The organism is Nocardia sp. NPDC005745 (assembly GCF_040630775.1).
In the GTDB taxonomy this organism is placed as follows: Bacteria; Actinomycetota; Actinomycetes; order Mycobacteriales; family Mycobacteriaceae; genus Nocardia.
Genome location: NZ_JBEXYF010000026.1, coordinates 83169 through 109199, shown reverse-complemented (window position 1 = coordinate 109199; position 26031 = coordinate 83169). Strand labels below are relative to the sequence as shown.

Sequence of the window (26031 nt, the reverse complement as noted above, 5' to 3'; positions counted from 1 at the left end):
TACGAGGCGATCGTCAAGGGCGAGAACATCCCGGAGCCGGGCATTCCGGAATCGTTCAAGGTCTTGCTCAAGGAACTCCAGTCGCTGTGCCTCAATGTCGAGGTGCTGTCGTCCGACGGCGCCGCGATCGAGATGCGTGACGGCGACGACGAGGACTTGGAGCGTGCCGCGGCCAATCTCGGCATCAACCTGTCGAGGAACGAAGCGGCCACCGTCGACGATCTGGCGAACTAGGCGGTCGGCCGGATGCCGTCACCGGCGGCATCCGGCCCGCACCGCGCGGATTACCGGACGTGCTCGGCCGAGCGAAGTCTCGGCAGACACTCACTAGTGAACTTTTGCTCGAATTCGACCCGCACAGGGGAAAGGAAGTTACGTGCTAGACGTCAACTTCTTCGATGAACTCCGGATCGGCCTGGCCACCGCCGAGGACATCCGTCAGTGGTCCTACGGTGAGGTGAAGAAGCCGGAGACCATCAACTACCGCACGCTCAAGCCGGAGAAGGACGGCCTGTTCTGCGAGAAGATCTTCGGTCCCACCCGGGACTGGGAGTGCTACTGCGGCAAGTACAAGCGCGTCCGCTTCAAGGGCATCATCTGTGAGCGCTGTGGCGTCGAGGTGACTCGCGCCAAGGTGCGCCGCGAGCGCATGGGCCACATCGAACTGGCCGCTCCGGTCACCCACATCTGGTACTTCAAGGGCGTGCCCTCGCGCCTGGGCTACCTGCTCGACCTGGCGCCGAAGGATCTGGAAAAGATCATCTACTTCGCCGCCTACGTCATCGTGGCGGTCGACGAGGAACTGCGGCACAACGAGCTGTCCACGCTCGAGGCCGAGATGGAGGTCGAGAAGAAGGCGGTCGCCGATCAGCGCGACGCCGACCTCGAGGCCCGCGCTCAGAAGCTGGAGGCCGACCTGGCCGAGCTCGAGGCCGAAGGCGCCAAGTCCGACGTCCGCCGCAAGGTGAAGGACGGCGGCGAGCGGGAGATGCGCCAGCTCCGCGACCGCGCCCAGCGTGAGCTGGACCGGCTGGAGGAGATCTGGACCACCTTCACCAAGCTGGCGCCCAAGCAGCTCATCGTCGACGAGGTGCTCTACCGCGAGCTGGTCGACCGCTACGGCGAGTACTTCACCGGCGCCATGGGCGCGGAGTCGATCCAGAAGCTGATGGAGAGCTTCGACATCGAGGCCGAGGCCGAGTCGCTGCGCGAGACCATCCGCTCCGGCAAGGGCCAGAAGAAGCTGCGCGCGCTCAAGCGGCTCAAGGTCGTCGCGGCCTTCCAGTCCAACGGCAACTCGCCCATGGGCATGGTGCTCGACGCCGTTCCGGTGATCCCGCCGGAGCTGCGCCCGATGGTTCAGCTCGACGGTGGCCGCTTCGCCACCTCCGACCTGAACGACCTGTACCGTCGCGTGATCAACCGCAACAACCGCCTCAAGCGACTGATCGACCTCGGCGCGCCCGAGATCATCGTCAACAACGAGAAGCGGATGCTGCAGGAGTCCGTGGACGCCCTGTTCGACAACGGCCGCCGCGGCCGTCCGGTCACCGGACCGGGCAACCGTCCGCTCAAGTCGCTGTCCGACCTGCTCAAGGGCAAGCAGGGCCGGTTCAGGCAGAACCTGCTCGGTAAGCGCGTCGACTACTCGGGCCGTTCGGTCATCGTCGTCGGCCCGCAGCTGAAGCTGCACCAGTGCGGTCTGCCCAAGCTGATGGCGCTGGAGCTGTTCAAGCCGTTCGTGATGAAGCGCCTGGTCGACCTGAACCACGCGCAGAACATCAAGTCGGCCAAGCGGATGGTGGAGCGGCAGCGGCCGCAGGTGTGGGACGTCCTCGAAGAGGTCATCGCCGAACACCCGGTGCTGCTCAACCGCGCGCCCACGCTGCACCGCCTCGGTATCCAGGCCTTCGAGCCGCAGCTGGTGGAAGGCAAGGCCATCCAGCTGCACCCGCTGGTCTGTGAGGCGTTCAACGCCGACTTCGACGGTGACCAGATGGCCGTGCACCTGCCGCTGTCGGCGGAGGCGCAGGCCGAGGCACGCGTGCTGATGCTGTCGTCGAACAACATCCTGTCGCCCGCCTCCGGTCGGCCGCTGGCCATGCCGCGTCTGGACATGGTGACCGGCCTGTACTACCTGACCCGTCTGGAAGAGGGCGCGAAGGGTTCCTACGAGCCGGCCACCGCCGACGGTCCGGAGCGGGGCGTGTACTCCTCGCCCGCCGAGGCGCAGATGGCGGTGGACCGCGGTGAGCTCACCGTGCGTTCGCTGATCAAGGTCCGGCTGACCGACCAGCGTCCGCCGAAGGACGTCGAGGCGGAGCTGTTCCCGGAGGGCTGGCGTCGTGGCGACGCGTGGACCACCGAGACCACGCTGGGCCGGGTGCTGTTCAACGAGCTGCTGCCCGTGGACTACGCGTTCATCAACGAGCAGATGCCGAAGAAGCGTCAGGCGACGATCATCAACGATCTCGCCGAGCGCTACCCGATGATCGTGGTCGCGCAGACCGTCGACAAGCTCAAGGACGCGGGCTTCTACTGGGCCACGCGTTCCGGCGTGACGGTCTCCATGTCCGACGTGCTCGTGCCGCCGGAGAAGGCCGAGATCATGGAGCGCTACGAGGCGCAGTCGGATCAGATCGAGAAGAAGTACCAGCGTGGTGCGCTCGATCACCAGGAGCGCAACAACGCCCTGGTCAAGATCTGGCAGGAGGCGACCGAGGAGGTCGGTAGGGCGCTGCGCGCGCACTACCCGGCCGACAACCCGATCATCACGATCGTCGACTCGGGCGCCACGGGTAACTTCACCCAGACCCGTACCCTCGCCGGTATGAAGGGCCTGGTGACGAACCCGAAGGGTGAGTTCATCCCGCGGCCGATCAAGTCCTCCTTCCGTGAGGGCCTGACGGTTCTGGAGTACTTCATCAACACCCACGGCGCTCGTAAGGGTCTGGCCGACACCGCGCTGCGCACCGCCGACTCGGGTTACCTGACCCGTCGTCTGGTGGACGTCTCGCAGGACGTCATCGTGCGCGAGCACGACTGCGGCACCGAGCGCGGCATCGTGGTGCCGATCGCGGAGAAGCAGCCCGACGGCTCGATCATCCGCGACGCGCACGTGGAGACCTCCACCTACGCGCGCACGCTCGCGGCCGACGCGCTCGACGCGCAGGGCAACGTCATCGTGGCGAAGGGCGCCGACCTCGGCGATCCGGCGCTGGAGGCGCTGCTGGAGGCCGGTATCACCGAGGTGAAGGTCCGCTCCGTGCTGACCTGCACCACCGGTACCGGTGTGTGCGCGACCTGCTACGGCCGCTCGATGGCGACCGGCAAGCTGGTCGACATCGGTGAGGCCGTCGGTATCGTCGCCGCGCAGTCCATCGGTGAGCCCGGTACCCAGCTGACCATGCGTACCTTCCACCAGGGTGGTGTCGCGGGTGACGACATCACCGGCGGTCTGCCGCGTGTGCAGGAGCTGTTCGAGGCGCGCGTGCCGAAGGGTAAGGCGCCCATCGCCGAGGTCTCCGGTCGCGTGCGGCTGGAGGACGACGATCGCTTCTACAAGATCACCATCATCCCGGATGACGGTGGCGAAGAGGTTGTCTACGACAAGCTCTCGAAGCGGCAGCGTCTGCGGGTGTTCAAGCACGACGACGGTTCCGAGCGTCTGCTCTCGGACGGTGACCACGTCGAGGTCGGCCAGCAGTTGCTGGAAGGCGCGGCGGATCCGCACGAGGTGCTGCGCATCATGGGCCCCCGTCAGGTTCAGGTCCACCTGGTCCACGAGGTCCAGGAGGTCTACCGCTCGCAGGGTGTGTCGATCCACGACAAGCACATCGAGGTGATCGTGCGCCAGATGCTGCGTCGCGTGACGATCATCGACTCGGGCGCCACGGAGTTCCTGCCCGGCTCGCTCACCGAGCGCGCCGAGTTCGAGGCATCCAACCGTCGCGTCGTCGCCGAGGGCAACGAGCCCGCGGCGGGTCGTCCGGTGCTGATGGGTATCACCAAGGCGTCGCTGGCCACCGACTCGTGGCTGTCGGCGGCGTCCTTCCAGGAGACCACCCGAGTTCTGACGGACGCGGCGATCAACTGCCGCTCCGACAAGCTCATCGGCCTCAAGGAGAACGTGATCATCGGTAAGCTGATCCCGGCCGGTACCGGTATCAACCGCTACCGCAACATCCAGGTGCAGCCGACCGAGGAAGCCCGTGCCGCCGCGTACGCGGTGCCGTCCTACGACGACACCTACTACAGCCCGGACAGCTTCGGTCAGACCACCGGCGCCGCAGTCCCGCTCGACGACTACGGCTTCAGCGACTACCGGTAATCCGTCGCAACGAGATTCGGCCCCCGCTTCCTTGTGGAGCGGGGGCCGAATTCGTTCTGTGACGGGTCCGTGGTGGACAACCGGAGTGGGAGGCAGTAGGAAAGTAGAACAGGTTTCAGTTCTGTTCTGTTCGGAGGTGGCGGTGGACGGCGCGGCGTTGGGTGATCTGGTGGTGGCCGGATTCCGGAAGCTCGGTTTCATCCAGTACGCGGAGGTCGAGTGGGAGGAGTTCGCGGCGGGGCGGAACGTGGTGTCGATCGTGCCGCGGGCGCAGCATTTGAACCACAACGGAGATCTGCACGCCGCCGTGTTGTTCGGGATGGCGGAGACCGCCGCCATGGGGGCGTCGGTGTCGGGGATCGTCGACCTGATGGGGGAGACGTTCATCGTCGCCAAGGACGGACGCATCGAATACAAAGCCCGCGCCAAGGGGGACGCAGGGCCGTTCCGCGCGACTTCCGCGTTCTCCGCGCAGACGCTGGCGAAGATGCGGGCCGACATCGAGGCAAAAGTGCCGCTCGAACTCGACGTGCCGGTGGACATCACCGACAGCGCCGGAAAGATCGTGGCCGCAGCGATGTTCACGGCTGTGCTGCGTCCGCGCCGGGCCTGATCGCATCGAGACGCTCAGCCGGGCATGATTCCCGTCTACTGCACCGCGCGTCGTGCGGACGCTGCCGGCACACGACGTGGGCACGCTTCGGCGGTGACGCTGCCCTGGGTCATTCCGACACGGTTCGGCCTCTCGCCGAACCGTGTGCCTCGGCGAGAGGCCGGTCCGGATCGGCTGCGCGATCCGCCGGGCTTCGGACTCAGCGCTCGCTGTCGAGCGTCGCCATCAGCGGCGTGGCGTAGCGTTCGCCCGCGACCCGGTCGGCGGGCACGGCCGCTTCGATTGTGGACAACTCCTCGTCGGTGAGCGAGAGGTCCAGCGCGCTCACCGCCTCCGCCCAGCGTTCGCGGCGGCGGGTGCCGATGAGCGGCACGATGTCCTCGCCGCGGGTCAGCGCCCAGGCGATGGCCAGTTGCGCCACCGAGGCGTCCTTGCGCGCCGCGATCTCGTTCAGCGCGCGCACCAGTTCGAGATTCCGGTCCAGGTTCTCGCCTTGGAAACGCGGGCTGTGGGCGCGGAAATCGCTCGGAGCGAAGATGGCTCCGGGCGCGATCGCATCGCTCAGCAGGCCCCGGGAGAGCACGCCGTAGGCCGTGACGCCGATGCCGAGTTCGCGGCAGACGGGCAGGATTCGCTCCTCGATGCCACGGGAGAGCAACGAGTACTCGATCTGCAGGTCCACGATAGGATGTACGGCCGCCGCACGCCGAATGGTGTCCGCGCCCACCTCGGACAGGCCGACATGGCGCACGTACCCTGCTTCGATCAGCTCCCCGATGGCGCCGACGGTGTCCTCGATCGGCACGGCCGGATCGAGCCGTGCGGGGCGGTAGATGTCGATGTAGTCGACGCCGAGCCGCTGGAGGCTGTAGGTCAGGAAATTGCGCAGCGCGGCAGGCCGGTTGTCCACGCCCGCGAAGCCGCCGTCGGGACCGCGCAGCGCGCCGAATTTCACGCTCAGCACCACGTCCTCGCGTGGACGTTCGGCGATGGCCTTGCCGATCAGCGTCTCGTTGTGTCCCGCGCCGTAGAAATCGCCGGTGTCGATCAGATTGACGCCGGAATCCAGCGCCGCGTGGATGGTCGCGGTCGATTCGGCGTCGTCGGTCGCGCCGTACGCGCCGGACATGCCCATCGCCCCGAGGCCGATCCGGCCGACCGTCGGGCCGGTGGCCCCGATCCGCACTTCGTGGACTTTCGTTGTCGTCATGGGACCAGCCTGAACCGTGCGCCGCCGCCGCGGGAGAGACCGTTTATCGGGGGAGTGGCGATCCCTGGCTCAGGGCGCCGTTTCCGAGGACAGTGAGGGCATGGACCGCGCCGAACTCGCCGATTTCCTGCGCCGCCGCCGAGAGCAGCTCACCCCCGCCGACGTCGGGTTGCCGCCGGGTGTCCGGCGGCGCACGCCGGGACTGCGCCGCGACGAGGTAGCGCTGCTGGCGGGCATCTCGACGGACTATTACACCAGGCTGGAGCAGGCGCGCGGTCCGCGTCCGTCCACCCAGGTCCTCGCCTCGCTCGCGCGCGCCCTGCGTCTCGACAACGACGAACGCGACCATCTCTACCATCTGTGCGACCACGCGCCGCCGGGACGCGATGCGACCGACAAGCATGTGGGCCCCGGGCTGATGCACCTGCTCGCCAAGCTGGACGACACCGCGGCCACCGTCGTCACCGATCTCGGCGAGGTGCTGGTGCAGAACCGGATGCATACCTTGCTCGTCGGCGATCACGGTGACCGTCGTGGGTGGGAGCGGTACTACGCCCACCGCTGGTTCACCGACCCTTCGTCGCGCGCGCTCTTCCCCGAGGAGGACTGGGATCGGCTCGGCCGCAACCACGTCGCCGATCTGCGTGCCACGGCCGCGCGCCGTGCGGGCGACGCGGACGTGCTCGAGCTGGTGGCCGAACTGCGTTCCGCGAGCGCCGAGTTCGACCGGCTGTGGGACGAACATCAAGTGGCCGTGCGGCTTTCGGATATCAAGCGCATCCGGCATCCGCAGGTCGGCCTGATCGATGTCGTCTGCGAAACGTTGCTCACGCCCAACGCCGCCCAGCGCCTGTTGGTCTACCTGCCGCGTCCGGGCACGGACGCGGCCGAGAAGCTTGACCTGCTGCGCGTGATCGGCACGCAGCGGCTGACGCCCGTCGCCGGGCTCGACTAGGGCGCGGTGACGTACTCGAGCGCCGCGTCGACGGCGGGCTGCCCACCGCCGATGACGAATCCGGCCATCGCGCCGATCGCGGCGCCCGCCACCGCGGCGGCGGGCACCGTGATGAAGTCGATCACGAACAGGCCGAGCGGGAATCCGACGATGAAGCCGATGGCGGCGCCGATGCCCGCGCCGGCAAGGATGGTCGGCATGGCCTTCTCGGCCTCGGCGTAGAACCGCTCCTGGGCGCCGATGTCGCGCAGTGGGGCGTCGGTCATCGCGACCGGTGCGACGGTGAGCCGGTGGCCCGCGTCCTCGAGTACGGGATCCAGCACCACGCGCTGATCACCGATGCGCAGCGTCATCGGCAGCGCGGCCACCACATTGCCGTCGCGATCGGAGACCGTCACGACCCGGCCGTCGTGGGTCGATTCGAACGTCCCGCCCTGGATGGTGGCCACGGCCGCGCGCCGGTCGCTGGTGGCGGCGACCTCGTAGGCGACCTGGTGGAACGATCCGCGCAGGTCGAGCGGGGCGTCGGTGGGCGCGGGCTGTGCGTGCGCGGCGCTCGTGGTGAGTGCGGTGGCCGCCAGCGCGACCAAGGTCGTCGCGGTGAATCGAGAGGTCCTCATCGTGCTCTTTTCCGTGTGCCGCCCCCGTGTCCGGTTCGTCGGGAAAAGATACCGCTCGGCGGCCCCGATCAGAAGGGGCTGAGCGACAGTTCTTCGCCGAGTTCGGTCGCGAAAGCCTCTGTCGCACATCGCGGCACTCCGGGGACGAGGCCGGTTGAGCGGCTTCCGCTGCGGCTGGATCGGCCGGCGGTAGGTCCCGGATCGGCGGTCGCGTCGCTGGTCCGGCCGGGTTTCGGAGCGGTGTGAATTCCCTCTTGACGTCCGTCCTCATCTCCGCAACACTGAACTAGATGGTTCAGTATGACTTCTTGGATGCCTCCTTCGGGGCGCTCGCGGATCCCACCCGGCGTGGGATCCTGGAACGTCTCGGCAGTGGGCCCGCCACCGTCAGCGAGCTGGCGGAGCGCTTCGAGATGACGCTCACCGGTGTCAAGAAGCACATACAGCTGCTGGAGGCGGCGGGCATGGTGGTCACGGAGAAGCGCGGCCGGGTGCGGTACTGCCGCCTCGGCGAGAACGTCTTCGACCGCGAAGTGGCCTGGATGCAGGGCTACCGGCGGATGGTGGAAGCGCGGCTGGACCGTCTCGGCGAATTCCTCGAGCGAACGGAGCAGGACCGATGAGCACAACCACGAACGACGCGGTCATCACGACCGACACCGACCGCGCGATCCACATCGAGCGGATCTTCGATGCCCCGCGCGAGCGCGTGTGGGACGCCTACAGCCGGATCGAATTGCTCGCCCAGTGGTGGGGGCGCGGCAATCGGCTGGACATCGAGCGCTGGGAATTCCGTCCGGGCGGGCATTGGCGCTTCGTCGAGCACTCCGACGAGGGAGCGCATGGCTTCGAGGGCCGTTTCCGTGAGGTCACCCCGCGGGAGCGCATCGTGTACTCCTTCGAGTGGGACGGCATGCCCGCCCATGTGGCGATCGACAGTGTCAGCTTCGTCGACCTCGGCGACGGCCGCACCAAGGTGGTCACCGACAGCCAGTTCCACACGCCGCAGGAGCGCGACGGCATGCTCCAGTCGGGCATGGAGACCGGGCTCAACGAGAGCTACCGCGCGCTGGACGCACTGCTCGCGCGCGGCTGAGCCCGGACGCTTCGGCTCCGCTCACGAGTCGCGTGGGCGGAGTCGAAGCGAGTGGCGGAATCGAGTGTGTGCCGCGATCAGTCCCGGGCCGGGCCGATCCGGCGCTTGCGCGGCTTCAGGTGCAGGCCGGGCAGGGGCGGCGCGGGAATGCGTTGTCGCGGGGTGTGGCCCGCGATGTCGGCGAACCGGGTGACGTCGTGGTTCTCCCAATCCGCCCGGGCGGCGAGGATGTCCTCGTGGCTGCGGCCGACGAAGTTCCACCACATCACCAGTTCCTCGGCGAACGGTTCGCCGCCGATCAGGGCGAAGTGCGCGCCGCCCGTGGTGGCGAGGCGGAGTTCGTCGCGCTCGGTGCCCAGGTACAGCAGCGGTCCGGGAGCCAGCTCCTCGCCCGCGACGGTCACCTCGCCCTCGATCACCAGCACCGCGTGCTCGAAACGACGGTCGAGCGGGAGGCCGACCTCGGCCCCGGGCTCCAACCGGACATCGGCGCCGACGATGGGTGTGTAGGCGATCGCGGGTGAGGTCTTCCCGGCCAGGGACCCGATCAGCACGATCGCGCGGAGGCCGGGCGCCTCGACGACGGGCAGTTCCCGATGCTGCTCGAAATGCGGAGCGATGCCGGTGTGGTCGCCCGGCAGCGCGATCCACAGCTGCAAGCCGTGTCCGGCGGGCGCGCCCGCGACGGCGTACTCGGAATGGGCGATGCCGCGTCCGGAGGTCATCAGATTCAGCTGACCCGGTTCGATCTGCACGTCCGAGCCCACCGAGTCGCGATGCCGGATCCGGCCCTCGAACGGCCAGGTCACCGTTTGCAGGCCGATGTGCGGATGCGGATCGATGTCCGGCGGCGCACCGGTCTTGGTGACCGTCGGCGCGCCGAAGTGGTCGAGGAAACACCACGCGCCGACGGTCGGCAGGTCACGTTGCGGCAGCACGCGTTCGACGAAGACGCCGCGCACCCCGCCGAGCGGCACCTCACGGGCCGGATACCGCTCCGCGACCGGCCCCGGACCCGGCGCGGGTTCGCAGAGCGTCTCGGCCGGGCGCGGATCCAGATCACTCACCGATCGATGCCCTTGCCGATCACATGGGCGTCGTACTGAGGGTGCTTGTCCAGATACGCCTTGATGAACGGGCACACCGGCCGGATCACGCGCTCGCGCCCGACGGCGTCCTCGATGGCCTTCCCGGCCAGGACGGACCCGAGACCTTTCCCGGAGAACGCGCCGTCGACCTCGGTGTGCGTGAACACCGTCTCGTCGTCGCGTTCCTCGTAGTCGGCGAAGCCGGCCAACTCCCCGCCGTAGAACACCTCGTAGCGATGCCGCTCGTCGTTGCGGACGACCTCGGACTCCGATGCCGATTCGCTCATGGTTCCCTTCTCCTTCCGGGCGCGTACCGGATGCCTGCTGAGAATCGAGACCCGGTTGAACGCGCCGATCGTGGTGGCCACCCAGATGACGACGGACAGCTGATCATCCGTCAGATGCCGGCGAGCCGAAGCGTACTCACGCTCGATGACGTTTTCGTCCGGAAGCGTCGCCGTGATCTCCGCGATCGCGAGCACAGCCTGCTCGAACGGGGTATACGTGCCGCCGCGCCGCCACCCGGGCAGCACCGCGATCTCCTGTTCGGTGACCCCGGCGGCCAGAGCGGCGCGGTAGTGCACGTCCAGGCAGTACGCGCAGCCGTTGAGCTGGGAGACGCGCAGATTGATCAATTCGATGATCCGGCGATCCAGCCCCACCGCCGCGCCCGCGGCCCTGACCTCGTTCGCGACGCCGTTGAGCGCGCGAAACGCGGCCGGCGTCTGCTTATCGATCCAGACGCGGTCACGCGGCGTTTCGGGCTTCATATTCGTGGGATGTTAGTCGCCGCCGGTGAACGGCGCGGAGCAGGCCACCGGATAAGCGGACTCCGGTCCGCCGGTTTGCGATTCGGTAGCGGGGCCGCTCGCGCCGCCGGACCGTCGCACGGTCACTCGATCTCGGTGAACCGCCGCAGCTGGAACGGTTCGACCAGCACTTCCTGCAACGCGGTGGCGAGAGCCTTCAGGTGCGGCGTCCGGAAGTGCGCGTCCAAGGCATCGGCATCGGCCCACTCCTCCAGCAACACCATCCGGCTCGGGTCGGTGGGATGCAGGTAGAGCTCGTAACGGATGCAGCCGCCCTCCGCGAGCGTCGGCTCGATCATGCCTTGCAGCAGATCCCGCAGTTCCGCCTCGCGACCAGGCTTGGCGGTGAAGCGAACGTTCAGCGTCAACGTCGACATGGGCGTCTCCTGATCTCGGGGAAGTGTTCCCGGCTCGTTGTCATACCTTGATCTCTTCGCTGTCGTGCGCGGTGACCACGTCCGGCTCGCTCACTCGCGCCTTGCCTTCGTACAGGGCGATCTTGTGGTCCAGCACGGCCAGAGTCTGACGAAGTTCATCGATCTTGGCGAGCACCTCGGCGCGGGTATCCCGGAACATCGCCAGCCGTTGCGGGAACGTCGCTTCTCCGGCTCGCACCAGCTCGGCGTAGCGGAGCATGTCCGCCACCGACATGCCGGTCGTGCGCAGCCGCCCGATCAGCGCCAGCCATTCCAGATCCCGGTCGCTGAACCGCCGCTTGCCGGTGTGGTCGCGCCCGATGTAGTCCATCAGGCCGATCCGTTCGTACCAGCGCAGCGTGTCGCGGCTCAGTCCCGATCGCTCGGACACCTCGCCGATCGAGTACCGGGGCTGCTCCCTGTCGTCGCGCGCGCTCGCGTATGGCGCGGTTTCGCTCATGCACTCGCCCTTCCCGTGGAATATCGACGACGCTAGTCACCTGGAGTGCACTCCAAGCAAGGGGCCGTATGTTCAGCTGCTGTAGTCGGGCAGTTGCTGGACCGCCCATTTGTTGCCGTCCGGGTCGGCGAAGAAGGTGAACAGGCCCCAGCCGAGGTCCTGGACCGGAGTGGCCTCCACGCCCGCGGCGATCAACTGCTGGTAGGCGTCCTCGGCGCTGGCCACCACCATCTGCATGCCTCGGACGCTGCCGGGCGCCGCGTCGGTGATGCCTTCGCCGAGGCAGATCGAGCAGCCGGAGCCGGGTGGGGTCAGCTGCACGAAGCGCAGGTTCTCATCGACCCGGTGATCGTGATCGGCATTGAAACCGATCTTGGTGTAGAAGTCCTTGGCGCGGTCGACGTCGGTCACCGGAATGGCGACGAGCTCGATTTTCCAGTCCATCCGGCGAGCATTCCATCAGCCGCCGACAAAGTCCCGGATTCCGGCCTACGCTGGGAACATGCCTGGAAAGGACATCGACCGGATCAGGGCTCGTTCGGCCTGGGCGACGGTCAGGGAAAGCCCGGTGATCACCGCGATCGCGATCGCGCCGTTCGCGATCGCGCTCGGCGTGGTGTGGTGGCTGTTCGGCGGTCTGGCCGCGTTCGCGCTGCTGCTCGTGCTCGGTGCGGGCGTTGTGGTCGGCGGCAGGTTACTGCGCTGACCGCGCGCGAGCCGCGTGCGGTCAGCGCGGGATGTGGAAATGCGTCAGTTCGCCGGTCCCCGGATCGATGTCCGCCCAATCGCGGTCGAAGCGCAGCACCGCGAGTGCTGAGGTCGGGAACTTCCGGCTGAGCTCGATGGCCGGGGCGCTGTCGCGGTTGCTCGCCAATTCCCAAGCCGTCCACGGCATGCCGGGCGCGTGCCCGACCACCAGCAGGGTCGCCACGTCGTCGTCGCCGAGGCGGACCAGTTCGATCAGCGTCTCCGGCGCGGCCTCGTAGATCCCGGGTTCGAAGACGGCCGGTGCGGTGATGCCGGTGGCCGACAGCGTCTCCCTGGTTCGTGTCGCGGTGGAGCAGCGCACGGCGTCGATCGGCGGTTGAGTAGCTCGCAGCCACCGACCCGCCAGTCCCGCCTCGCGCCTGCCCCGCGGCGCCAACGGCCGCTCGTGATCGTCGACGCCGTCGGGATAGGCCGACTTACCGTGCCGCATGAGGATCAGAGTCCGCGCCATGGAGATACGGTAAGGCCTCCGGGCGAGAGGTCTCGACCACACTCGAGGCAAACTGAAAGCGGCATCACATCACGCGCTCCCGCGGGCGATCCTCGCGGCGGACGTGACGGACGCCGCTCATCTGTCCACCACAACCCCATGGGTGGCCACGGCCCACGTACTTCTTCGAGGATCAGCACAATATGGCCTACGTAATCACGCAGCGTTGTTGCAACGACGCCAGCTGCGTCTCCGAGTGCCCGGTCGACTGCATCCGTCCCACCCCGGACCAGCCGGAGTTCGCGACGACCGAGATGCTCTACATCGACCCCGACACCTGTATCGACTGCGGCGCCTGTGTCGACGCGTGCCCGGTGGAGGCCATCTTCTCCGAGGACGACCTGACCGCTTCGCTGGCGCGATTCCGCGACATCAACGCCGCCTACTTCCAACGGCATCCGCTGGAATCGAACTTCGACCCGATCGTCACCCCCGCGCGTCCGCCGAAGGAGCTGGGCACGCTGCGCGTCGCGATCGTCGGCGCCGGGCCCGCGGCCTGCTACGCCGCCGACGAGCTGCTGCGCAGGGCCGACGTGGAAATCGAGATGTTCGACCGGCTGCCCACCCCGTGGGGTCTGGTCCGGGCAGGCGTCGCGCCCGACCATCCGGGCACCAAGACCGTCTCGGGCATGTTCGAGTCCGCCTTCCGCCGTGAGACGCTGCAGTACTACCTCAATGTCGAAGTGGGCACCCACATCTCGCACGAGGAACTGCTGCGCCACCACCACGCGGTGATCTACGCCGTCGGGGCCTCCAGCGACCGGAAGATGGGCGTCCCGGGCGAGGACCTGCCGGGCAGCCACTCCGCCACCGAGTTCGTCGCCTGGTACAACGGCCACCCCGACTACGCCGACCGGACCTTCGACCTGTCCGGGGAGCGGGCGGTGATCGTCGGCAACGGCAACGTCGCGCTGGACGTGGCGCGCGTGCTGACCGTCGACTCGGACGAGCTCGCCAAGACCGACATCGCCGACCACGCCCTGGACGCCCTGCGACAGAGCAATGTCCGCGAAGTGGTCGTGCTCGGCAGGCGCGGCCCGCTGCAAGCGGCATACACCTCCCCGGAGTTCCTCGCCCTCGCGCACCTGAAGGGCATCGACGTCATCGTCGAGGAGACCGACCTGGCACTGGATCACGCCAGCCAGGCGATCTTGGACGACCCGCAGGTCGAGCCGTCGCTGAAACTGAAGTACACCCTCGCCGAGGAGTACGCGGGCGGTCGCCGGGCCGAAGGCAACAAGCGGATCGTGTTCCGCTATCTCACCTCGCCCACCGCGCTCACCGGCACCGACCGGGTCGAGTCCATCGAGATCGTGCACAACGAGCTGTTCGAGGAAGGCGGTCAGCTCGTCGCACGGCCGACCGACCGCACCGAGAGCATCGGCGCCTCGCTGGTCCTGCGGTCGATCGGGTACCGCGGCGAGCGGATCGGTGAACTGCCGTTCGACGAGCGGCGCGGCGTCGTGCCGAACGAGCACGGCCGGGTCATCGGCGACGACGGAACCATGCTCGGCGGCGTGTACGTCAGCGGGTGGATCAAGCGTGGCCCGCGCGGTGTGATCGGTTCGAACCGGATCGACTCCGAGGAGACGGTGGAGCTGCTGCTCGCCGACTTCACCGCGGGCAAACTCGCCGCGCCGCAGGCCGACCGCGCCGCGCTGAGGGCCCTGCTCGCCGAGCGCCAGGCCGACTTGGTCGACCGGGCCGGCTGGCGAGCGATCGACCAAGCGGAGAAGACCGCGGGCAAGTCCGCGGGCCGCCCACGCGTCAAATTCACCACTCGCGAAGACCTACTCAAAGCCGCTCGCGGCTGATTAACCAACCGGTCCGGTCGGAACACCACGTTCCGACCGGCCCGGCCCCTGGCCCCAACCGATCTACGCGGCGAACCTTCTAAAAACCCGGAGAGGCGGGAGCGCCGGGTAAGGGCATGATGCGGACCACGGTTGTGGTGGTCCCGCCGACCACGAACCACAGCCGAAGCACCGGCTGCCCGGTGCGATCCCCCGCCTCGTAACGGCTGCGCACGCTCACGTGCTGGCGGGCCAGCACCGGCGCCACGTATTCGATCACCGCGCGGTGCGGACCCGCGAGCAGCTTGGGATATTCGACCAGGAATTGTTCCACCGCTTGCCAGTAACAGGCGTTGTTGACGTGGTTGTACTGGTCGATGTCGGTGGCGCGCACCGGGAACGGCAGGTCGGTGTCGGACTCCGGCGGCGTGGCGTCGGTCAGATAGGGCCGCCACCGCAGACGATGCTCGCCGGAGGTGCGCGCGAGGTAGGCGAGGCCCTCGTCGCTGATCCGCGCGGGCATGCCGGTGGACTCGCTGATATTGATCCAGAAGCCCTCGGTCTCGATCAGGCCGCCGTTTCCGCTGGTGATCCGCACGCGCATGTTGGTCCAGCGGGTGGACATCGCCGAGCACCACCGCAGCAACTGCACCTCGTCCGGCCACAGAATCGGCCGGATGACGTCGATGACCGTGCGCCGGATGATCCAGTTCGGGTCGGTCCGATGGAAGAACGTCTTATGCAGGTTTTCCCAGGCGATATCTTGCAAGTAGCGGGCGATGGAATCGAACCGCAACCGGTCGTAGGGATCCACATCTCCAGCCCGGATGGGCCACGCCGAAGCAAAGCCCATGCCCTCCTGGGGAAGCGGGGCGAGTGGCTGATCGAGTGACACTTGTGCTCCTCGCGCTGCACGGTGTGCCGCGTTTCTTCATGCGGTGCTGTTGTGACGACTTTACGGGGCGTACGTCACACCCTCGCGTCGAGCCGTCCCTACCTCCTTAATAGTCCGTCAGCCGGGTCGTGGGCCAGCAAGAATGGGGTTTCCGTGCGATGGCATCGGTACGAGATCACGCGCGCTCGGCAGCCGGTGGGGGCAGGCCATGGCCGTGAGCGGGTCAGTAACCCTGGTACGCGCCGCCCGAGTTGACGGCGGCGACACCGGGGACGTTGCCGAGCGACCCGTAGCGATCGATGGAGTAGCGCACTCCGGCGATGATGTTGTCGACCGGGTTCCAGACGTCGTCGTGGCCGGGCGCCTTGTAGGCGTTGAACGTGCTGTCGATGGTCTGCATGAGACCCTTCGACGGATGTCCGGCCACCCAGTTGCTGTCCCAGCGGTTCTCCGCGTAAGGATTGCCCGCGGATTCGTGCTCGATGATCAGCGCGATGGCTCGTTCATCGATGTCGGCGGGGTCGTACCCCATCGCGATGAGTTTCTGCTTCGCCTCGGCGATCCATCGCGCGACGTCACCGCTGGGCAGCGGGCCGGTCGGCGCGGACGAACTCGGCCCACCGTGATACGGCGTTCCCGACGACGTGCCGTGGGAGGTTCCCGAGTCGTTGTGCCCGGACATCAGCTGGCTCGACCGATCCGGCGAAGGCGCGGAGACCGGGGCTCCCGACGTGGCGGCCGGTGCGGTGGCGGCGGGCGCGGTGGGGGCCGCGGGTACGTTCGCGCTCGGCTCACCGAGCCCGGCGAACGCCGCCTCCAATTTGCCCGCCGCGCCATCGACCTGGGTCTCGGCTCGGTTCGCCACGTCTTCGGCGGTCTTCAAGGCGTTGGTCAGCTCCCACGTCCGCGAGGCCGCCTGGAGCGCTTCCTGGAAGACGAGTCCCTCGACGTCGGCCTTGTCCGCGTGCGCCCGGAGGTAGTCGATTCGAGTCTTGGCATCGACGGTGCCGTTGGGCGCGACATCGAAGGGCGGCGTCTGGTTCAGTGCGTCGTCGCGCAGGCTCAGTACCTTGGCCTTCGCCTCGGTCAGGTTCTGCACCTGGGTGGTGAGCGCGGTCTTCAACTCGAGCAGCGCGGCGCTCACCGCGGAGGCGCGCGTCTTCTCGGTCTGCATCCGGGCATTCGCCGCGTTGCCGGCGGATCCGGACCACTGCTTCGTGTCGGCGAGCGCTTTCGTGTCGTCCGCGCCCTTGCCGACCGCGTTGTCCAGCCCCTGGGACATCCGTTCGGCGAGCGCGCCCGCCGCCGAAAGCTGCTCCGGCTGCCAGTTCTCGACGTCTGGAACGGTGAGCGTCATGGCAGCTGGAGCCCTATCGCGCGCAGCTTCGCCGCGAAGTCGTCCTCGGCCAGCTCGTACTTGCCCGCCGCGTTGTGCAGGTTGTCGGCGATCGTGGTCAGGCGCGATCCGATCCGCTCCAGGCAGCGGTGCGCGGCGTCGTTCGCGCGCTGGGCCACCGGACCGAAATCGGTGCCGGGCAGCGCGCCCGCCGCGACGCCGAGACCCTCGCCTGCGCCGAGGTCGGTGACCGACGTGGCCTCCGTGCGCAGCGTCTGCGCGAAGGAGCGCAGCGCCGCCGGGTCGACCTGCATCGTCGTCGCAGGTTGTGGCTGGTTTTGCTCGACCATGAATCCCCCTTCCCTCCCGACCGCGAGGTCGCGGCCAGCATAGCAAAATCGGGCGTCCGGACGGGCGTGCTCGGTGGGCGCCCGTTATGTTGTCGGTGTGGCGCCGGCGCGGATCAGGCCGGTGCGAGGACAGAGAGGTCGGCACATGCGCGCAGCCCAGGTCAGCAAGCTGGAGGGACCGGAAGCGGTTCGGATCGTCGAGATCCCGGAGCCCGCGGTCTTCCCGGGCGGCGTCGTGATCGACGTGCACGCGGCGGGCGTGGCCTTCCCGGACGTGCTGATGACGCGCGGCCTCTACCAGATGAAGCCCGAATTGCCGTTCGTCGTGGGCGGCGAGGTCGCGGGCATCGTCCGGGAGGCTCCCGAGGACGCGCACGTGCGGCCGGGTGACCGGGTGGTCGCGCTGACCATGCTCGGCAACGCGATGGCCGAGACGGCCGTCACGCCCACCCAGATGGTGTTCCGGCTCCCCGACAACGTCTCGCTGGAGGCGGGCGCCGGCATCCTGTTCAACGACCTGACCGTGCACTTCTGCCTGCGCACCAGGGGCAGGCTGGCGGAAGGGGAAACGGTGCTGGTGCACGGCGCCGCGGGCGGCATCGGCACCTCGACGCTGCGGCTGGCGGCCGCGCTCGGTGCGGGCCGGGTGATCGCCGTGGTGAGCACTGAGGAGAAGGCCGAGGTCGCACGCGCCAACGGCGCCACCGATGTGGTGCTGACCGACGGCTGGCTGGCGGCGGTGAAGGAGCTGACCGGTGGTCGCGGTGTCGACATCGTGCTCGACCCGGTCGGCGGTGACCGTTTCACCGACAGCATCCGTTCGCTCGCCTCGGCGGGCCGGTTGCTGGTCGTCGGCTTCACCGCGGGGGAGATCCCGACCGTGAAGGTCAACCGGCTGCTGCTGAAGAACGTCGAGGTGACCGGCGCGGCGTGGGGCGAATGGGTGATGTCGCATCCCGGCTACCTGCAGGAGCAGTGGGCCGAGGTGGAGCCGCTGCTGGCCTCCGGCAAGATCGCGCCGCCGCAACCGGTGCTGTACCCGCTGGACAAGGCCGCGGAGGCGGTCGCCTCGCTGGACAACCGGACGGCCACCGGCAAGGTCGTGGTCACCCTGCGCTGACTCGTCAGGTCCGCCCCGTCATGAAACTGTCCAACCGGGTATTGAACCGGACCCTGCTGGCTCGCCAGCATCTGCTCGAGCGCTCGCCGCGGACGGCACACGAAATGTGTGATCATCTCGTCGGATTGCAGGCGCAGGATTCGCCGCCGCCGTTCGTCGGATTGTGGAGCCGCATCGAGGCCTTCGATCCGTCGACGGTGTCGGACGCGCTGGAGGACCGCTCGCTGGTCCGGATCACCTTGATGCGCGGCACCATTCATCTGGTCACGCCGCCCGACGCGCTGCGGATCGCGCCGCATGTGCAGCCGGAACTGGAAAAAGCGCCCTTCCGCAAGGGCTTCAACTACGGCGCCATGGTCGGACTCGACCCGGAGGAGGTGCGCGGGCAGGGCGAAGCGGTGCTCGGCGACGAGCCGATGTTCGCGGCGGACCTGCGCGCCCGCGCCGCCGAGCGCTACCCCGACCGCGACCCGGGCGCGGTGGTGCAGACCTGGCTGTATCAGCTGCCGGTGTTGCAGACCCCGCCGCGCGGGAAGTGGAAGAACAGCGGCAGGCCGATCTGGTCGCGGGTCGAGCCCTGGTTGGGCGCGCCGCTGGACCCCACGTATCCGTTGGCGGAGTTGATCTTTCGCTACCTGCGTGCGTTCGGTCCGGCGAGCACCATGGACATGCAGACCTGGTCGAAGCTGCCCGGGATGAAGAAGGCCGTCGCCGAACTCGGCGATCGGGTGCGCACGTACACCGACGAGCGCGGCCGCACGCTCTACGACGTCGCCGACGGCGCGTTGGCCGATCCGGACGTCCCCGCTCCGGTGCGGCTGCTCGGCTGGTACGACAACGTTCTGTTGTCGCACCAGGATCGGACGCGGATCGTGCCCGACGGCGCCGCTCCTCCGCTGCGCGCATTCGCGGCTCAGGTCTCTCCGGTGCTGGTCGACGGCTTTCTCGCGGGCTTGTACAAGGTCTTCGCGGATGCGAAGTCCGCCCGGCTGCGCATCAGCCCGACCCGGAGCTGGACGAACGCGGAGCGCGCTGAGGTCGAGGCCGAGGCCCACGCTCTGCTCGCCTTCTTGGAGGAGGGCAAGCGGGGAAGCGTCGAAATCCTGGACGTGCGCGCCGACCTGCGCCCCTGAGCCGGATCGGTTACGGCTCGCGGGCCGGACGATAGGCGGGCGCCTTGGTGGTCCCGGTCGGGCTCAGCGTGCGCAACAGCGGCAGCGCCCGGCGTTCGACCACGGTGGACAGCACGATGACGCTGTGCGAGCGCACCACCGGGGAGGTCCGGTCGATGCTCAGCAGCACGGCCTGCAACCCGGCGTGCGAGTCGGCGCCGATCCGGCACAGCACGTCGCCGGTGCCGGTGGTGGCGTAGGCCTCCAGCACGCCGGGAATGGCGTCGAGTTCGGCGGCCACCGCGTCCAGCGCGCCCTGGGCGATCTCCAGCGTGACGAACGCCTGCACGTCGAACCCCGCCGCGGTGACGTCGATCTGCGGGTCGTAGGAGGCGATCACGCCCGACTCCTCCATGCGCGCGATCCGGGACTGCACCGTGGCCCTGGCGACCCTGGTCCGGCGGGACAGTTCGAGAATGCCCGCTTTCTGGTACTCCTGCATCGCGGTGAGGATGGCGAGGTCGAGTTCGTCGAGCTTCGCCGATGTGCGCGCCATGGCGGCCTCCGTTCGAGCACCGGGCCGGGCTTGCTGCCCGTCGCCTCGATGCTATTCAAATTGTGCAGCACCATGCGCTATTTGCTAGACGAATTCGCCACCCTGCCTATCCGGATCAGACGCTGTTGCCTATCCGGCGGACCCGGCGATTTCCTTGGTCCATGACCATCGAGCACTTGCCGGGCGCCCGGTCCGGCGCCGTCCCCAGCGACGGCGAGCTGCGCACGCTCGTGGGGTTGGTAGACCACGACGACAGCGGTGACCCGTTTCCGGTCATCGGGTGGGACGCCCTGGTCTGGGTGGTGGGCAACGCCACGCAGACCGCGCACTTCCTGGAATCCGCCTTCGGGATGCGGTTGGAGGCGTATTCGGGTCCGGAGACCGGCAATCGCGACCACAAGGCGTTCGTTCTGCGCAGCGGCGCGGCGCGCTTCGTGATCACCGGAGCGGTGCATCCGGACAGCCCGCTGGTCGCCCACCACGATCGGCACGGCGACGGCGTGGTCGACATCGCCCTCGAAGTGCCCGACGTCGACCGGTGCGTCGCGTGGGCGCGCGCACACGGCGCGAAAGTGCTGGTCGAACCGCATGACGACACCGACGACTTCGGCACGGTCCGCTCGGCCGCGCTGGCCACCTACGGCGAGACCAGGCATACCTTGGTCGACCGGTCCGGTTACTTCGGGCCCTACCTGCCCGGCTATGTCGCCCGCCGCTCCCACTATCAACGGCGCGACGGCGCGCCCGCCCGGCTGTTCCAGGCGATCGACCACGTCGTGGGCAATGTGGAACTCGGGCAGATGGACGAGTGGGTCGAGTTCTACCGGCGGGTCATGGGGTTCACGAACATGGCCGAATTCGTCGGCGACGACATCGCCACCGAGTACTCGGCGCTGATGAGCAAGGTCGTCGCCAACGGAAACCACCGGGTGAAGTTCCCCCTCAACGAGCCGGCCATCGGCAAGAAGCGCTCGCAGATCGACGAGTATCTGGAGTTCTACCGAGGCCCCGGCGTCCAGCACATCGCGCTCGCCACCGGCGACATCCTGACCTGCGTGGACGCCTTGCGCCGGGAGGGGGTCGAATTCCTGGAGACACCCGCCGCCTATTACGAGGACCCGGAACTACGCGCCCGCATCGGCCGGGTCCGCGTCCCGGTCGAAGAACTCCAGCGCCGTGGCATTCTGGTCGACCGCGACGAGGACGGTTACCTGTTGCAGATCTTCACCAGGCCGCTCACCGACCGCCCCACGGTCTTCTTCGAACTGATCGAGCGCCACGGCTCCCTCGGCTTCGGCAAGGGCAATTTCAAAGCCCTGTTCCAGGCGATCGAACGCGAGCAGGAGGCCAGGGGCAATCTGTGATCGGGGCGGGCGATCTTGTCGAGCATCTTCGGCGAGTGCGTCGGTAGAGTTCTTTTCATGCGGATCAAGTCGGCAGTCGGCATCACGGCAGCCTTGGTGCTCGCACTGGCGGGTTGCGGTTCGGGGGAGGAGACCGAGGACTCGGGTCCGTCCCGTCCGGCGCCGAAAGTGGTGGCGCTCGGACCGTTCGTCGGGGAGTGTGGTCACGTGACCGACGACGAGGTGCGCACTCTCGGTGGCCTCGGCCGGATCTCCGGGGTGTTCCGCAACGCCGTCGGCTGCAATTGGCAGTCGGCCGGAATCGGTTCGCCGAGTATCACATTCGCTTCCTACCGGGGTAGTCCCATCGAACGGGAACGGGCGTGGGTGTCCGTCGAAGGCCGTGCGCCCGATCCGATAAAAGTGGGTGGGCGGGATGGCTTCGCCGCTTTGGATCCCACCGGCGTGATCTGCGATCTGGCGGTGCAGCTCGGCGACGATTTCTTCGAGTGGTCCACCAACATCGGCTCGTTCGGCGCGGGGTCCGGCAACCCGTGCGACCGGAGCCGCGCTCTCGCCGAGCTGACTCTGCAACGGATTCAGTGAGGGGTGACGAGTGAACGTCGGCCGAGACCTGTGCAGGCGCGGCGCGGCCGCGGTCGCCGCGGTGGCCCTCGCGTTGTCCGCGGGCGGGTGCAGCCAGGTGATCTCCGGAAACGCGCAGCCGGTGGGCGCGAGCCAGCCGGTCAACTCCAGGCTGGATAAATTGCTGCGGGAATGCGAGATCCTCTCCCACGACCAGATCGGCGAGGCGATCGGTGAGAGTGTCCAGGTCAGCGACTCGTTCTTCGGCGCCGTCTGCATGTGGGACCTGATCGGCGCGCCCGGCGGTAATGGGATGGCCACGCTCAACTGGTACGAGAACGGGACGCTGAGCAACGAGAAGCAGACGAACGGCAAGCTCGGCTACGAAACCACCAACATCACCATCCAGAGTTCGCTGGCACTGCAGATCCGCAGGCCGAAGGACCCGGACTCCTGCGGTGTGACGGCGAGTGCGCCGGACAACGGCGTGATCGGCTGGTGGATCAACTACCGGCCCGGCTCGGGCCACCCCGATCCGTGCGACGCGGCGAAGAAGCTGATGGAAATGACCCTGAACCTGGCCAGGTAGACGATCCCCGAACCGACCCGCTTTGACCCTGTGTCCCGGCCACGGGTATCGTGGATCGCTGTGCCCGGAAGCATACGGGCAAGTTCGTGCGTGACCGTAGGCCAGCGAAAGCGGCCGACGACTCCAGCGTGCCCGGGTTCAGGGCTCCGCGCCGCGCGCGACACGCCCGACCTCGGGACGCGAGAAACGTGGCCGGACGTGCGAGTGAAAGCTCGATGACAGCGGTGTGAACGACGGGCCCGGAATGGAAGCTTGCTTCCACGACAGGCCCCGGGAGCGCCGCGAACTCATAACAGACATGAAGTCCACACACCGCGTTAACTAATAAGGAAAGCCGGTCTATGCCAACCATCAACCAGCTGGTCCGCAAGGGTCGCCGCGACAAGGTCTCCAAGACGAAGACCGCGGCCCTGAAGGGGAGCCCGCAGCGTCGTGGCGTGTGCACCCGCGTGTACACCACGACCCCGAAGAAGCCGAACTCCGCGCTGCGCAAGGTCGCGCGTGTTCGCCTGACCAGCTCGGTCGAGGTCACGGCCTACATCCCGGGCGAGGGCCACAACCTGCAGGAGCACTCGATGGTGCTCGTGCGTGGCGGTCGTGTGAAGGACCTCCCCGGTGTCCGCTACAAGATCATCCGTGGCTCGCTCGACACCCAGGGTGTGAAGAACCGCAAGCAGGCCCGCAGCCGTTACGGCGCCAAGAAGGAGAAGAGCTGATATGCCACGCAAGGGCCCCGCACCCAAGCGTCCGCTGATCAACGACCCGGTCTACGGGTCGCCGCTGGTCACTCAGCTGGTCAACAAGATCCTGCTGGACGGCAAGAAGTCCACCGCCGAGCGCATCGTCTACGGCGCGCTGGAGCAGGCGCGCGAGAAGACCGGCACCGATCCGGTCGTCACCCTCAAGCGCGCGCTGGACAACGTCAAGCCCGCACTCGAGGTCAAGCCGCGCCGCGTCGGTGGCGCCACCTACCAGGTGCCGGTCGAGGTCCGTCCGGGCCGCTCCAACACCCTGGCGCTGCGCTGGCTGGTCAACTACTCGCGGGCTCGCCGGGAGAAGACCATGGTCGAGCGCCTGGCCAACGAACTGCTCGACGCCAGCAACGGCCTCGGCGCCTCGGTCAAGCGTCGCGAGGACACCCACAAGATGGCCGAGTCCAACCGGGCCTTCGCGCACTACCGCTGGTGACGTCTGCCCGGCCCGTCGTCTGGGTCGGGAGGCACAGCCGGAACGCGGCACTCACCGGCCGCGTCCGGCGTTGACAAAGAGGCGACCACAGGGTCGTCCCCGATAATCCCAACTAGCTACGAGCGGGGAAGATTTCCGTGGCACAGGACGTGCTCACCGACCTGAACAAGGTCCGCAACATCGGCATCATGGCCCACATCGATGCGGGCAAGACGACCACAACCGAACGCATCCTCTTCTACACCGGCATCACCTACAAGATCGGTGAGGTCCACGACGGCGCCGCCACGATGGACTGGATGGAGCAGGAGCAGGAGCGTGGTATCACCATCACCTCCGCGGCTACCACGTGCTTCTGGAAAGACAACCAGATCAACATCATCGACACCCCCGGGCACGTCGACTTCACCGTGGAGGTGGAGCGGTCGCTGCGCGTGCTCGACGGCGCCGTCGCGGTGTTCGACGGCAAGGAAGGCGTCGAGCCGCAGTCCGAGCAGGTGTGGCGTCAGGCGGACAAGTACGACGTGCCGCGGATCTGCTTCGTCAACAAGATGGACAAGCTCGGCGCGGACTTCTACTTCACCGTGCAGACCATCAAGGACCGCCTCGGCGCAAAGCCGCTGGTCATCCAGCTGCCGATCGGCGCGGAGGACACCTTCGAGGGCATCATCGACCTGGTCGAGAACAACGCGAAGGTCTGGCGCGGCGAGACCAAGCTCGGTGAGCAGTACGAGGTCGTCGAGATCCCGGACGACCTGAAGGAGAGGGCCGAGCAGTACCGCCAGGAGCTGCTCGAGACCGTCGCCGAGTCGGACGAGGCGCTGCTGGAGAAGTTCTTCGGCGGCGAAGAGCTGACCGTCGAGGAGATCAAGGGCGCCATCCGCAAGCTGACGGTGACCTCCGAGCTCTACCCGGTGCTGTGCGGCTCCGCGTTCAAGAACAAGGGCGTGCAGCCCATGCTGGACGCGGTCATCGACTACTTGCCCTCGCCGCTGGACGTGGAGGCCACCACCGGCCACGTGCCCGGCAAGGAGGAGGAGCTGCTCACCCGCAAGCCGAGCGCCGACGAGCCGTTCGCGGCCCTGGCGTTCAAGATCGCGGTGCACCCGTTCTTCGGCAAGCTGACCTACGTCCGGGTGTACTCCGGCAAGGTCGACTCCGGCGCCCAGGTCATCAACTCGACCAAGGGCAAGAAGGAGCGTCTGGGCAAGCTGTTCCAGATGCACTCCAACAAGGAGAACCCGGTCGGCGCCGCCTCGGCGGGCCACATCTACGCGGTCATCGGCCTGAAGGACACCACCACCGGTGACACCCTGTGCGATCCGCAGAACCAGATCGTGCTCGAGTCCATGACCTTCCCGGACCCGGTCATCGAGGTCTCCATCGAGCCGAAGACCAAGTCCGACCAGGAGAAGCTGGGCACCGCGATCCAGCGCCTGTCCGAAGAGGACCCGACCTTCTCGGTCAAGCTCGACCAGGAGACCGGCCAGACCGTCATCGGCGGTATGGGCGAGCTCCACCTCGACATCCTGGTCGACCGCATGCGCCGCGAGTTCAAGGTCGAGGCGAACGTCGGTAAGCCGCAGGTGGCCTACCGCGAGACGATCACCAAGCGGGTCGAGAAGCTCGAGTTCACGCACAAGAAGCAGACCGGTGGCTCCGGCCAGTTCGCGAAGGTGATCATCGGGCTCGAGCCGTTCGTCGGCGAAGACGGCGCGCACTACGAATTCGAGAACAAGGTCACCGGTGGCCGTGTGCCGAAGGAATACATCCCTTCGGTGGACGCCGGCGCCCAGGACGCCATGCAGTACGGTGTGCTCGCCGGCTACCCGCTGGTGAACATGAAGGTCACGCTGCTCGACGGTGCCTACCACGACGTCGACTCGTCGGAAATGGCGTTCAAGATCGCAGGTGCGCAGGCGCTCAAGGAAGCGGCTCGCAAGGCCGGTCCGGTGATCCTCGAGCCGCTGATGGCGGTCGAGGTCACCACGCCCGAGGACTACATGGGCGACGTGATCGGCGACCTGAACTCCCGCCGTGGTCAGATCCAGGCCATGGAGGAACGCAGTGGTGCCCGTGTCGTCAAGGCGCTGGTTCCGCTCTCGGAGATGTTCGGTTACATCGGTGACCTGCGGTCGAAGACCCAGGGCCGGGCGAACTACTCCATGGTGTTCGACTCGTACGCGGAGGTTCCGGCCAACGTGTCGAAGGAGATCATCGCCAAGGCGACCGGCGAGTAAATGGCTCCCGGGCGTTTGTAATACCCCTTTCCCCGTCTCCGCGGGGATGACCCCGCACTGCTGCAACTG

The 26031-nt window shown here is 67.7% G+C and carries 28 protein-coding genes; 16 read left to right on the top strand and 12 right to left on the bottom strand.

The window, feature by feature from the left end; all coding sequences use genetic code 11:
* The 3 genes from ABZ420_RS25280 to ABZ420_RS25270 form a co-directional block, all read left to right on the top strand.
* The coding region (locus ABZ420_RS25280) for a hypothetical protein (RefSeq protein WP_195154422.1) at positions 1 to 234 on the top strand (234 nt) is incomplete at its 5' end.
* A 142-nt stretch (positions 235 to 376) separates the two neighbouring features.
* Positions 377 to 4330: a DNA-directed RNA polymerase subunit beta' gene (locus ABZ420_RS25275; RefSeq protein ID WP_357127299.1), complete on the top strand. Its 3954-nt coding sequence runs from the start codon at positions 377 to 379 to the stop codon at positions 4328 to 4330.
* Between the two features lie 136 nt (positions 4331 to 4466).
* Entirely contained in the window at positions 4467 to 4943 is a 477-nt protein-coding gene (locus ABZ420_RS25270; RefSeq protein ID WP_357127296.1) for a DUF4442 domain-containing protein, read from the top strand.
* A 199-nt stretch (positions 4944 to 5142) separates the two neighbouring features.
* Here the strand turns inward: ABZ420_RS25270 and ABZ420_RS25265 are convergent, their stop codons facing one another.
* Positions 5143 to 6153, bottom strand: coding sequence for an aldo/keto reductase (locus ABZ420_RS25265; RefSeq protein ID WP_357127293.1), 1011 nt, complete (start codon positions 6151 to 6153; stop codon positions 5143 to 5145).
* Between the two features lie 100 nt (positions 6154 to 6253).
* Between ABZ420_RS25265 and ABZ420_RS25260 the strand changes: the two genes are divergently transcribed.
* The gene (locus ABZ420_RS25260; RefSeq protein ID WP_357127290.1) at positions 6254 to 7108 is read left to right on the top strand and encodes a helix-turn-helix transcriptional regulator; all 855 of its coding nucleotides are present in this window, start codon (positions 6254 to 6256) and stop codon (positions 7106 to 7108) included.
* Here the strand turns inward: ABZ420_RS25260 and ABZ420_RS25255 are convergent.
* Complete coding sequence (locus ABZ420_RS25255; RefSeq protein ID WP_357127287.1) at positions 7105 to 7728, bottom strand: hypothetical protein; 624 nt, start codon at positions 7726 to 7728, stop codon at positions 7105 to 7107. The genes ABZ420_RS25260 and ABZ420_RS25255 overlap by 4 nt on opposite strands.
* A gap of 290 nt (positions 7729 to 8018) precedes the next feature.
* Here ABZ420_RS25255 and ABZ420_RS25250 point away from each other — a divergent pair, with 290 nt between their 5' ends.
* Positions 8019 to 8351, top strand: coding sequence for a metalloregulator ArsR/SmtB family transcription factor (locus ABZ420_RS25250; RefSeq protein ID WP_062975489.1), 333 nt, complete (start codon positions 8019 to 8021; stop codon positions 8349 to 8351).
* Positions 8348 to 8824, top strand: a complete 477-nt coding sequence (locus tag ABZ420_RS25245; RefSeq protein WP_357127284.1) for an SRPBCC family protein — start codon at positions 8348 to 8350, stop codon at positions 8822 to 8824. The genes ABZ420_RS25250 and ABZ420_RS25245 overlap by 4 nt, the downstream gene beginning before the upstream one ends.
* Before the next feature lie 77 nt (positions 8825 to 8901).
* On the opposite strand, the gene ABZ420_RS25240 is transcribed toward ABZ420_RS25245, so the two are convergent.
* The 5 genes from ABZ420_RS25240 to ABZ420_RS25220 all read right to left on the bottom strand — a co-directional run bounded on the left by ABZ420_RS25240 (position 8902) and on the right by ABZ420_RS25220 (position 12041).
* Complete coding sequence (locus ABZ420_RS25240) at positions 8902 to 9891, bottom strand: pirin family protein (protein WP_357127281.1); 990 nt, start codon at positions 9889 to 9891, stop codon at positions 8902 to 8904.
* The gene (locus tag ABZ420_RS25235; RefSeq protein ID WP_357127278.1) at positions 9888 to 10682 is read right to left on the bottom strand and encodes a GNAT family N-acetyltransferase; all 795 of its coding nucleotides are present in this window, start codon (positions 10680 to 10682) and stop codon (positions 9888 to 9890) included. The genes ABZ420_RS25240 and ABZ420_RS25235 overlap by 4 nt, the downstream gene beginning before the upstream one ends.
* Before the next feature lie 122 nt (positions 10683 to 10804).
* Positions 10805 to 11098: a putative quinol monooxygenase gene (locus ABZ420_RS25230; RefSeq protein WP_040870280.1), complete on the bottom strand. Its 294-nt coding sequence runs from the start codon at positions 11096 to 11098 to the stop codon at positions 10805 to 10807.
* A 40-nt stretch (positions 11099 to 11138) separates the two neighbouring features.
* Complete coding sequence (locus tag ABZ420_RS25225) at positions 11139 to 11597, bottom strand: MerR family transcriptional regulator (RefSeq protein WP_357127273.1); 459 nt, start codon at positions 11595 to 11597, stop codon at positions 11139 to 11141.
* Positions 11598 to 11669: 72 nt separating this feature from the next.
* On the bottom strand, positions 11670 to 12041 hold the full coding sequence (locus ABZ420_RS25220; protein WP_357127270.1) for a glyoxalase superfamily protein: 372 nt from the start codon (positions 12039 to 12041) through the stop codon (positions 11670 to 11672).
* 58 nt (positions 12042 to 12099) lie between these two features.
* Here ABZ420_RS25220 and ABZ420_RS25215 point away from each other — a divergent pair, with 58 nt between their 5' ends.
* Entirely contained in the window at positions 12100 to 12303 is a 204-nt protein-coding gene (locus ABZ420_RS25215) for a hypothetical protein (protein ID WP_040870275.1), read from the top strand.
* Between the two features lie 21 nt (positions 12304 to 12324).
* Here the strand turns inward: ABZ420_RS25215 and ABZ420_RS25210 are convergent, their stop codons facing one another.
* Positions 12325 to 12816 carry a histidine phosphatase family protein gene (locus ABZ420_RS25210; RefSeq protein WP_357127267.1) on the bottom strand — a complete coding sequence of 164 codons (492 nt, stop codon included), beginning with the start codon at positions 12814 to 12816 and terminating at the stop codon, positions 12325 to 12327.
* 182 nt (positions 12817 to 12998) lie between these two features.
* On the opposite strand from ABZ420_RS25210, the gene ABZ420_RS25205 reads away from it, so the two are divergent.
* Complete coding sequence (locus ABZ420_RS25205) at positions 12999 to 14669, top strand: FAD-dependent oxidoreductase (RefSeq protein ID WP_357127264.1); 1671 nt, start codon at positions 12999 to 13001, stop codon at positions 14667 to 14669.
* A gap of 79 nt (positions 14670 to 14748) precedes the next feature.
* Here the strand turns inward: ABZ420_RS25205 and ABZ420_RS25200 are convergent, their stop codons facing one another.
* From ABZ420_RS25200 to ABZ420_RS25190, 3 genes are all read right to left on the bottom strand, one after another.
* Positions 14749 to 15543: an acyl-ACP thioesterase domain-containing protein gene (locus ABZ420_RS25200; protein WP_357127261.1), complete on the bottom strand. Its 795-nt coding sequence runs from the start codon at positions 15541 to 15543 to the stop codon at positions 14749 to 14751.
* A 223-nt stretch (positions 15544 to 15766) separates the two neighbouring features.
* Positions 15767 to 16900, bottom strand: coding sequence for a transglycosylase SLT domain-containing protein (locus ABZ420_RS25195; protein ID WP_357127258.1), 1134 nt, complete (start codon positions 16898 to 16900; stop codon positions 15767 to 15769).
* Complete coding sequence (locus tag ABZ420_RS25190) at positions 16897 to 17229, bottom strand: type VII secretion target (RefSeq protein WP_357127255.1); 333 nt, start codon at positions 17227 to 17229, stop codon at positions 16897 to 16899. The genes ABZ420_RS25195 and ABZ420_RS25190 overlap by 4 nt, the downstream gene beginning before the upstream one ends.
* A gap of 145 nt (positions 17230 to 17374) precedes the next feature.
* Here ABZ420_RS25190 and ABZ420_RS25185 point away from each other — a divergent pair, with 145 nt between their 5' ends.
* A complete protein-coding gene (locus ABZ420_RS25185) occupies positions 17375 to 18349 on the top strand; it encodes an NADPH:quinone oxidoreductase family protein (RefSeq protein ID WP_357127252.1) in 975 nt (324 codons plus the stop codon).
* A 20-nt stretch (positions 18350 to 18369) separates the two neighbouring features.
* The gene (locus ABZ420_RS25180; RefSeq protein WP_357127250.1) at positions 18370 to 19482 is read left to right on the top strand and encodes a winged helix DNA-binding domain-containing protein; all 1113 of its coding nucleotides are present in this window, start codon (positions 18370 to 18372) and stop codon (positions 19480 to 19482) included.
* Positions 19483 to 19492: 10 nt separating this feature from the next.
* On the opposite strand, the gene ABZ420_RS25175 is transcribed toward ABZ420_RS25180, so the two are convergent.
* Positions 19493 to 20017, bottom strand: coding sequence for an Lrp/AsnC family transcriptional regulator (locus ABZ420_RS25175; RefSeq protein ID WP_357127247.1), 525 nt, complete (start codon positions 20015 to 20017; stop codon positions 19493 to 19495).
* Between the two features lie 161 nt (positions 20018 to 20178).
* On the opposite strand from ABZ420_RS25175, the gene hppD reads away from it, so the two are divergent.
* From hppD to fusA, 6 genes are all read left to right on the top strand, one after another.
* The gene (hppD, locus tag ABZ420_RS25170; RefSeq protein WP_357127244.1) at positions 20179 to 21381 is read left to right on the top strand and encodes a 4-hydroxyphenylpyruvate dioxygenase; all 1203 of its coding nucleotides are present in this window, start codon (positions 20179 to 20181) and stop codon (positions 21379 to 21381) included.
* 57 nt (positions 21382 to 21438) lie between these two features.
* Positions 21439 to 21966, top strand: coding sequence for a DUF3558 domain-containing protein (locus tag ABZ420_RS25165; RefSeq protein WP_357127241.1), 528 nt, complete (start codon positions 21439 to 21441; stop codon positions 21964 to 21966).
* A gap of 10 nt (positions 21967 to 21976) precedes the next feature.
* The gene (locus ABZ420_RS25160) at positions 21977 to 22534 is read left to right on the top strand and encodes a DUF3558 domain-containing protein (RefSeq protein WP_357127238.1); all 558 of its coding nucleotides are present in this window, start codon (positions 21977 to 21979) and stop codon (positions 22532 to 22534) included.
* 341 nt (positions 22535 to 22875) lie between these two features.
* Complete coding sequence (gene rpsL, locus ABZ420_RS25155; RefSeq protein WP_040870256.1) at positions 22876 to 23250, top strand: 30S ribosomal protein S12; 375 nt, start codon at positions 22876 to 22878, stop codon at positions 23248 to 23250.
* A 1-nt stretch (position 23251) separates the two neighbouring features.
* Positions 23252 to 23722: a 30S ribosomal protein S7 gene (gene rpsG, locus ABZ420_RS25150; protein WP_040739280.1), complete on the top strand. Its 471-nt coding sequence runs from the start codon at positions 23252 to 23254 to the stop codon at positions 23720 to 23722.
* A gap of 137 nt (positions 23723 to 23859) precedes the next feature.
* Complete coding sequence (fusA, locus tag ABZ420_RS25145; RefSeq protein ID WP_357127235.1) at positions 23860 to 25962, top strand: elongation factor G; 2103 nt, start codon at positions 23860 to 23862, stop codon at positions 25960 to 25962.
* Positions 25963 to 26031: the final 69 nt, after the last annotated feature.

What these genes read in the sequence shown, in the direction of transcription:
- ABZ420_RS25265 (WP_357127293.1), bottom strand. Translation starts at nt 6,153, where the DNA reads ATGACGACAACGAAAGTCCACGAAGTGCGGATCGGGGCCACCGGCCCG.
- ABZ420_RS25260 (WP_357127290.1), top strand. Translation starts at nt 6,254, where the DNA reads ATGGACCGCGCCGAACTCGCCGATTTCCTGCGCCGCCGCCGAGAGCAG.
- ABZ420_RS25255 (WP_357127287.1), bottom strand. Translation starts at nt 7,728, where the DNA reads ATGAGGACCTCTCGATTCACCGCGACGACCTTGGTCGCGCTGGCGGCC.
- ABZ420_RS25250 (WP_062975489.1), top strand. Translation starts at nt 8,019, where the DNA reads ATGGTTCAGTATGACTTCTTGGATGCCTCCTTCGGGGCGCTCGCGGAT.
- ABZ420_RS25245 (WP_357127284.1), top strand. Translation starts at nt 8,348, where the DNA reads ATGAGCACAACCACGAACGACGCGGTCATCACGACCGACACCGACCGC.
- ABZ420_RS25235 (WP_357127278.1), bottom strand. Translation starts at nt 10,682, where the DNA reads ATGAAGCCCGAAACGCCGCGTGACCGCGTCTGGATCGATAAGCAGACG.
- ABZ420_RS25230 (WP_040870280.1), bottom strand. Translation starts at nt 11,098, where the DNA reads ATGTCGACGTTGACGCTGAACGTTCGCTTCACCGCCAAGCCTGGTCGC.
- ABZ420_RS25225 (WP_357127273.1), bottom strand. Translation starts at nt 11,597, where the DNA reads ATGAGCGAAACCGCGCCATACGCGAGCGCGCGCGACGACAGGGAGCAG.
- ABZ420_RS25220 (WP_357127270.1), bottom strand. Translation starts at nt 12,041, where the DNA reads ATGGACTGGAAAATCGAGCTCGTCGCCATTCCGGTGACCGACGTCGAC.
- ABZ420_RS25215 (WP_040870275.1), top strand. Translation starts at nt 12,100, where the DNA reads ATGCCTGGAAAGGACATCGACCGGATCAGGGCTCGTTCGGCCTGGGCG.
- ABZ420_RS25210 (WP_357127267.1), bottom strand. Translation starts at nt 12,816, where the DNA reads ATGGCGCGGACTCTGATCCTCATGCGGCACGGTAAGTCGGCCTATCCC.
- ABZ420_RS25205 (WP_357127264.1), top strand. Translation starts at nt 12,999, where the DNA reads ATGGCCTACGTAATCACGCAGCGTTGTTGCAACGACGCCAGCTGCGTC.
- ABZ420_RS25195 (WP_357127258.1), bottom strand. Translation starts at nt 16,900, where the DNA reads ATGACGCTCACCGTTCCAGACGTCGAGAACTGGCAGCCGGAGCAGCTT.
- ABZ420_RS25190 (WP_357127255.1), bottom strand. Translation starts at nt 17,229, where the DNA reads ATGGTCGAGCAAAACCAGCCACAACCTGCGACGACGATGCAGGTCGAC.
- ABZ420_RS25185 (WP_357127252.1), top strand. Translation starts at nt 17,375, where the DNA reads ATGCGCGCAGCCCAGGTCAGCAAGCTGGAGGGACCGGAAGCGGTTCGG.
- ABZ420_RS25180 (WP_357127250.1), top strand. Translation starts at nt 18,370, where the DNA reads ATGAAACTGTCCAACCGGGTATTGAACCGGACCCTGCTGGCTCGCCAG.
- ABZ420_RS25175 (WP_357127247.1), bottom strand. Translation starts at nt 20,017, where the DNA reads ATGGCGCGCACATCGGCGAAGCTCGACGAACTCGACCTCGCCATCCTC.
- hppD (WP_357127244.1), top strand. Translation starts at nt 20,179, where the DNA reads ATGACCATCGAGCACTTGCCGGGCGCCCGGTCCGGCGCCGTCCCCAGC.
- ABZ420_RS25165 (WP_357127241.1), top strand. Translation starts at nt 21,439, where the DNA reads ATGCGGATCAAGTCGGCAGTCGGCATCACGGCAGCCTTGGTGCTCGCA.
- rpsL (WP_040870256.1), top strand. Translation starts at nt 22,876, where the DNA reads ATGCCAACCATCAACCAGCTGGTCCGCAAGGGTCGCCGCGACAAGGTC.
- rpsG (WP_040739280.1), top strand. Translation starts at nt 23,252, where the DNA reads ATGCCACGCAAGGGCCCCGCACCCAAGCGTCCGCTGATCAACGACCCG.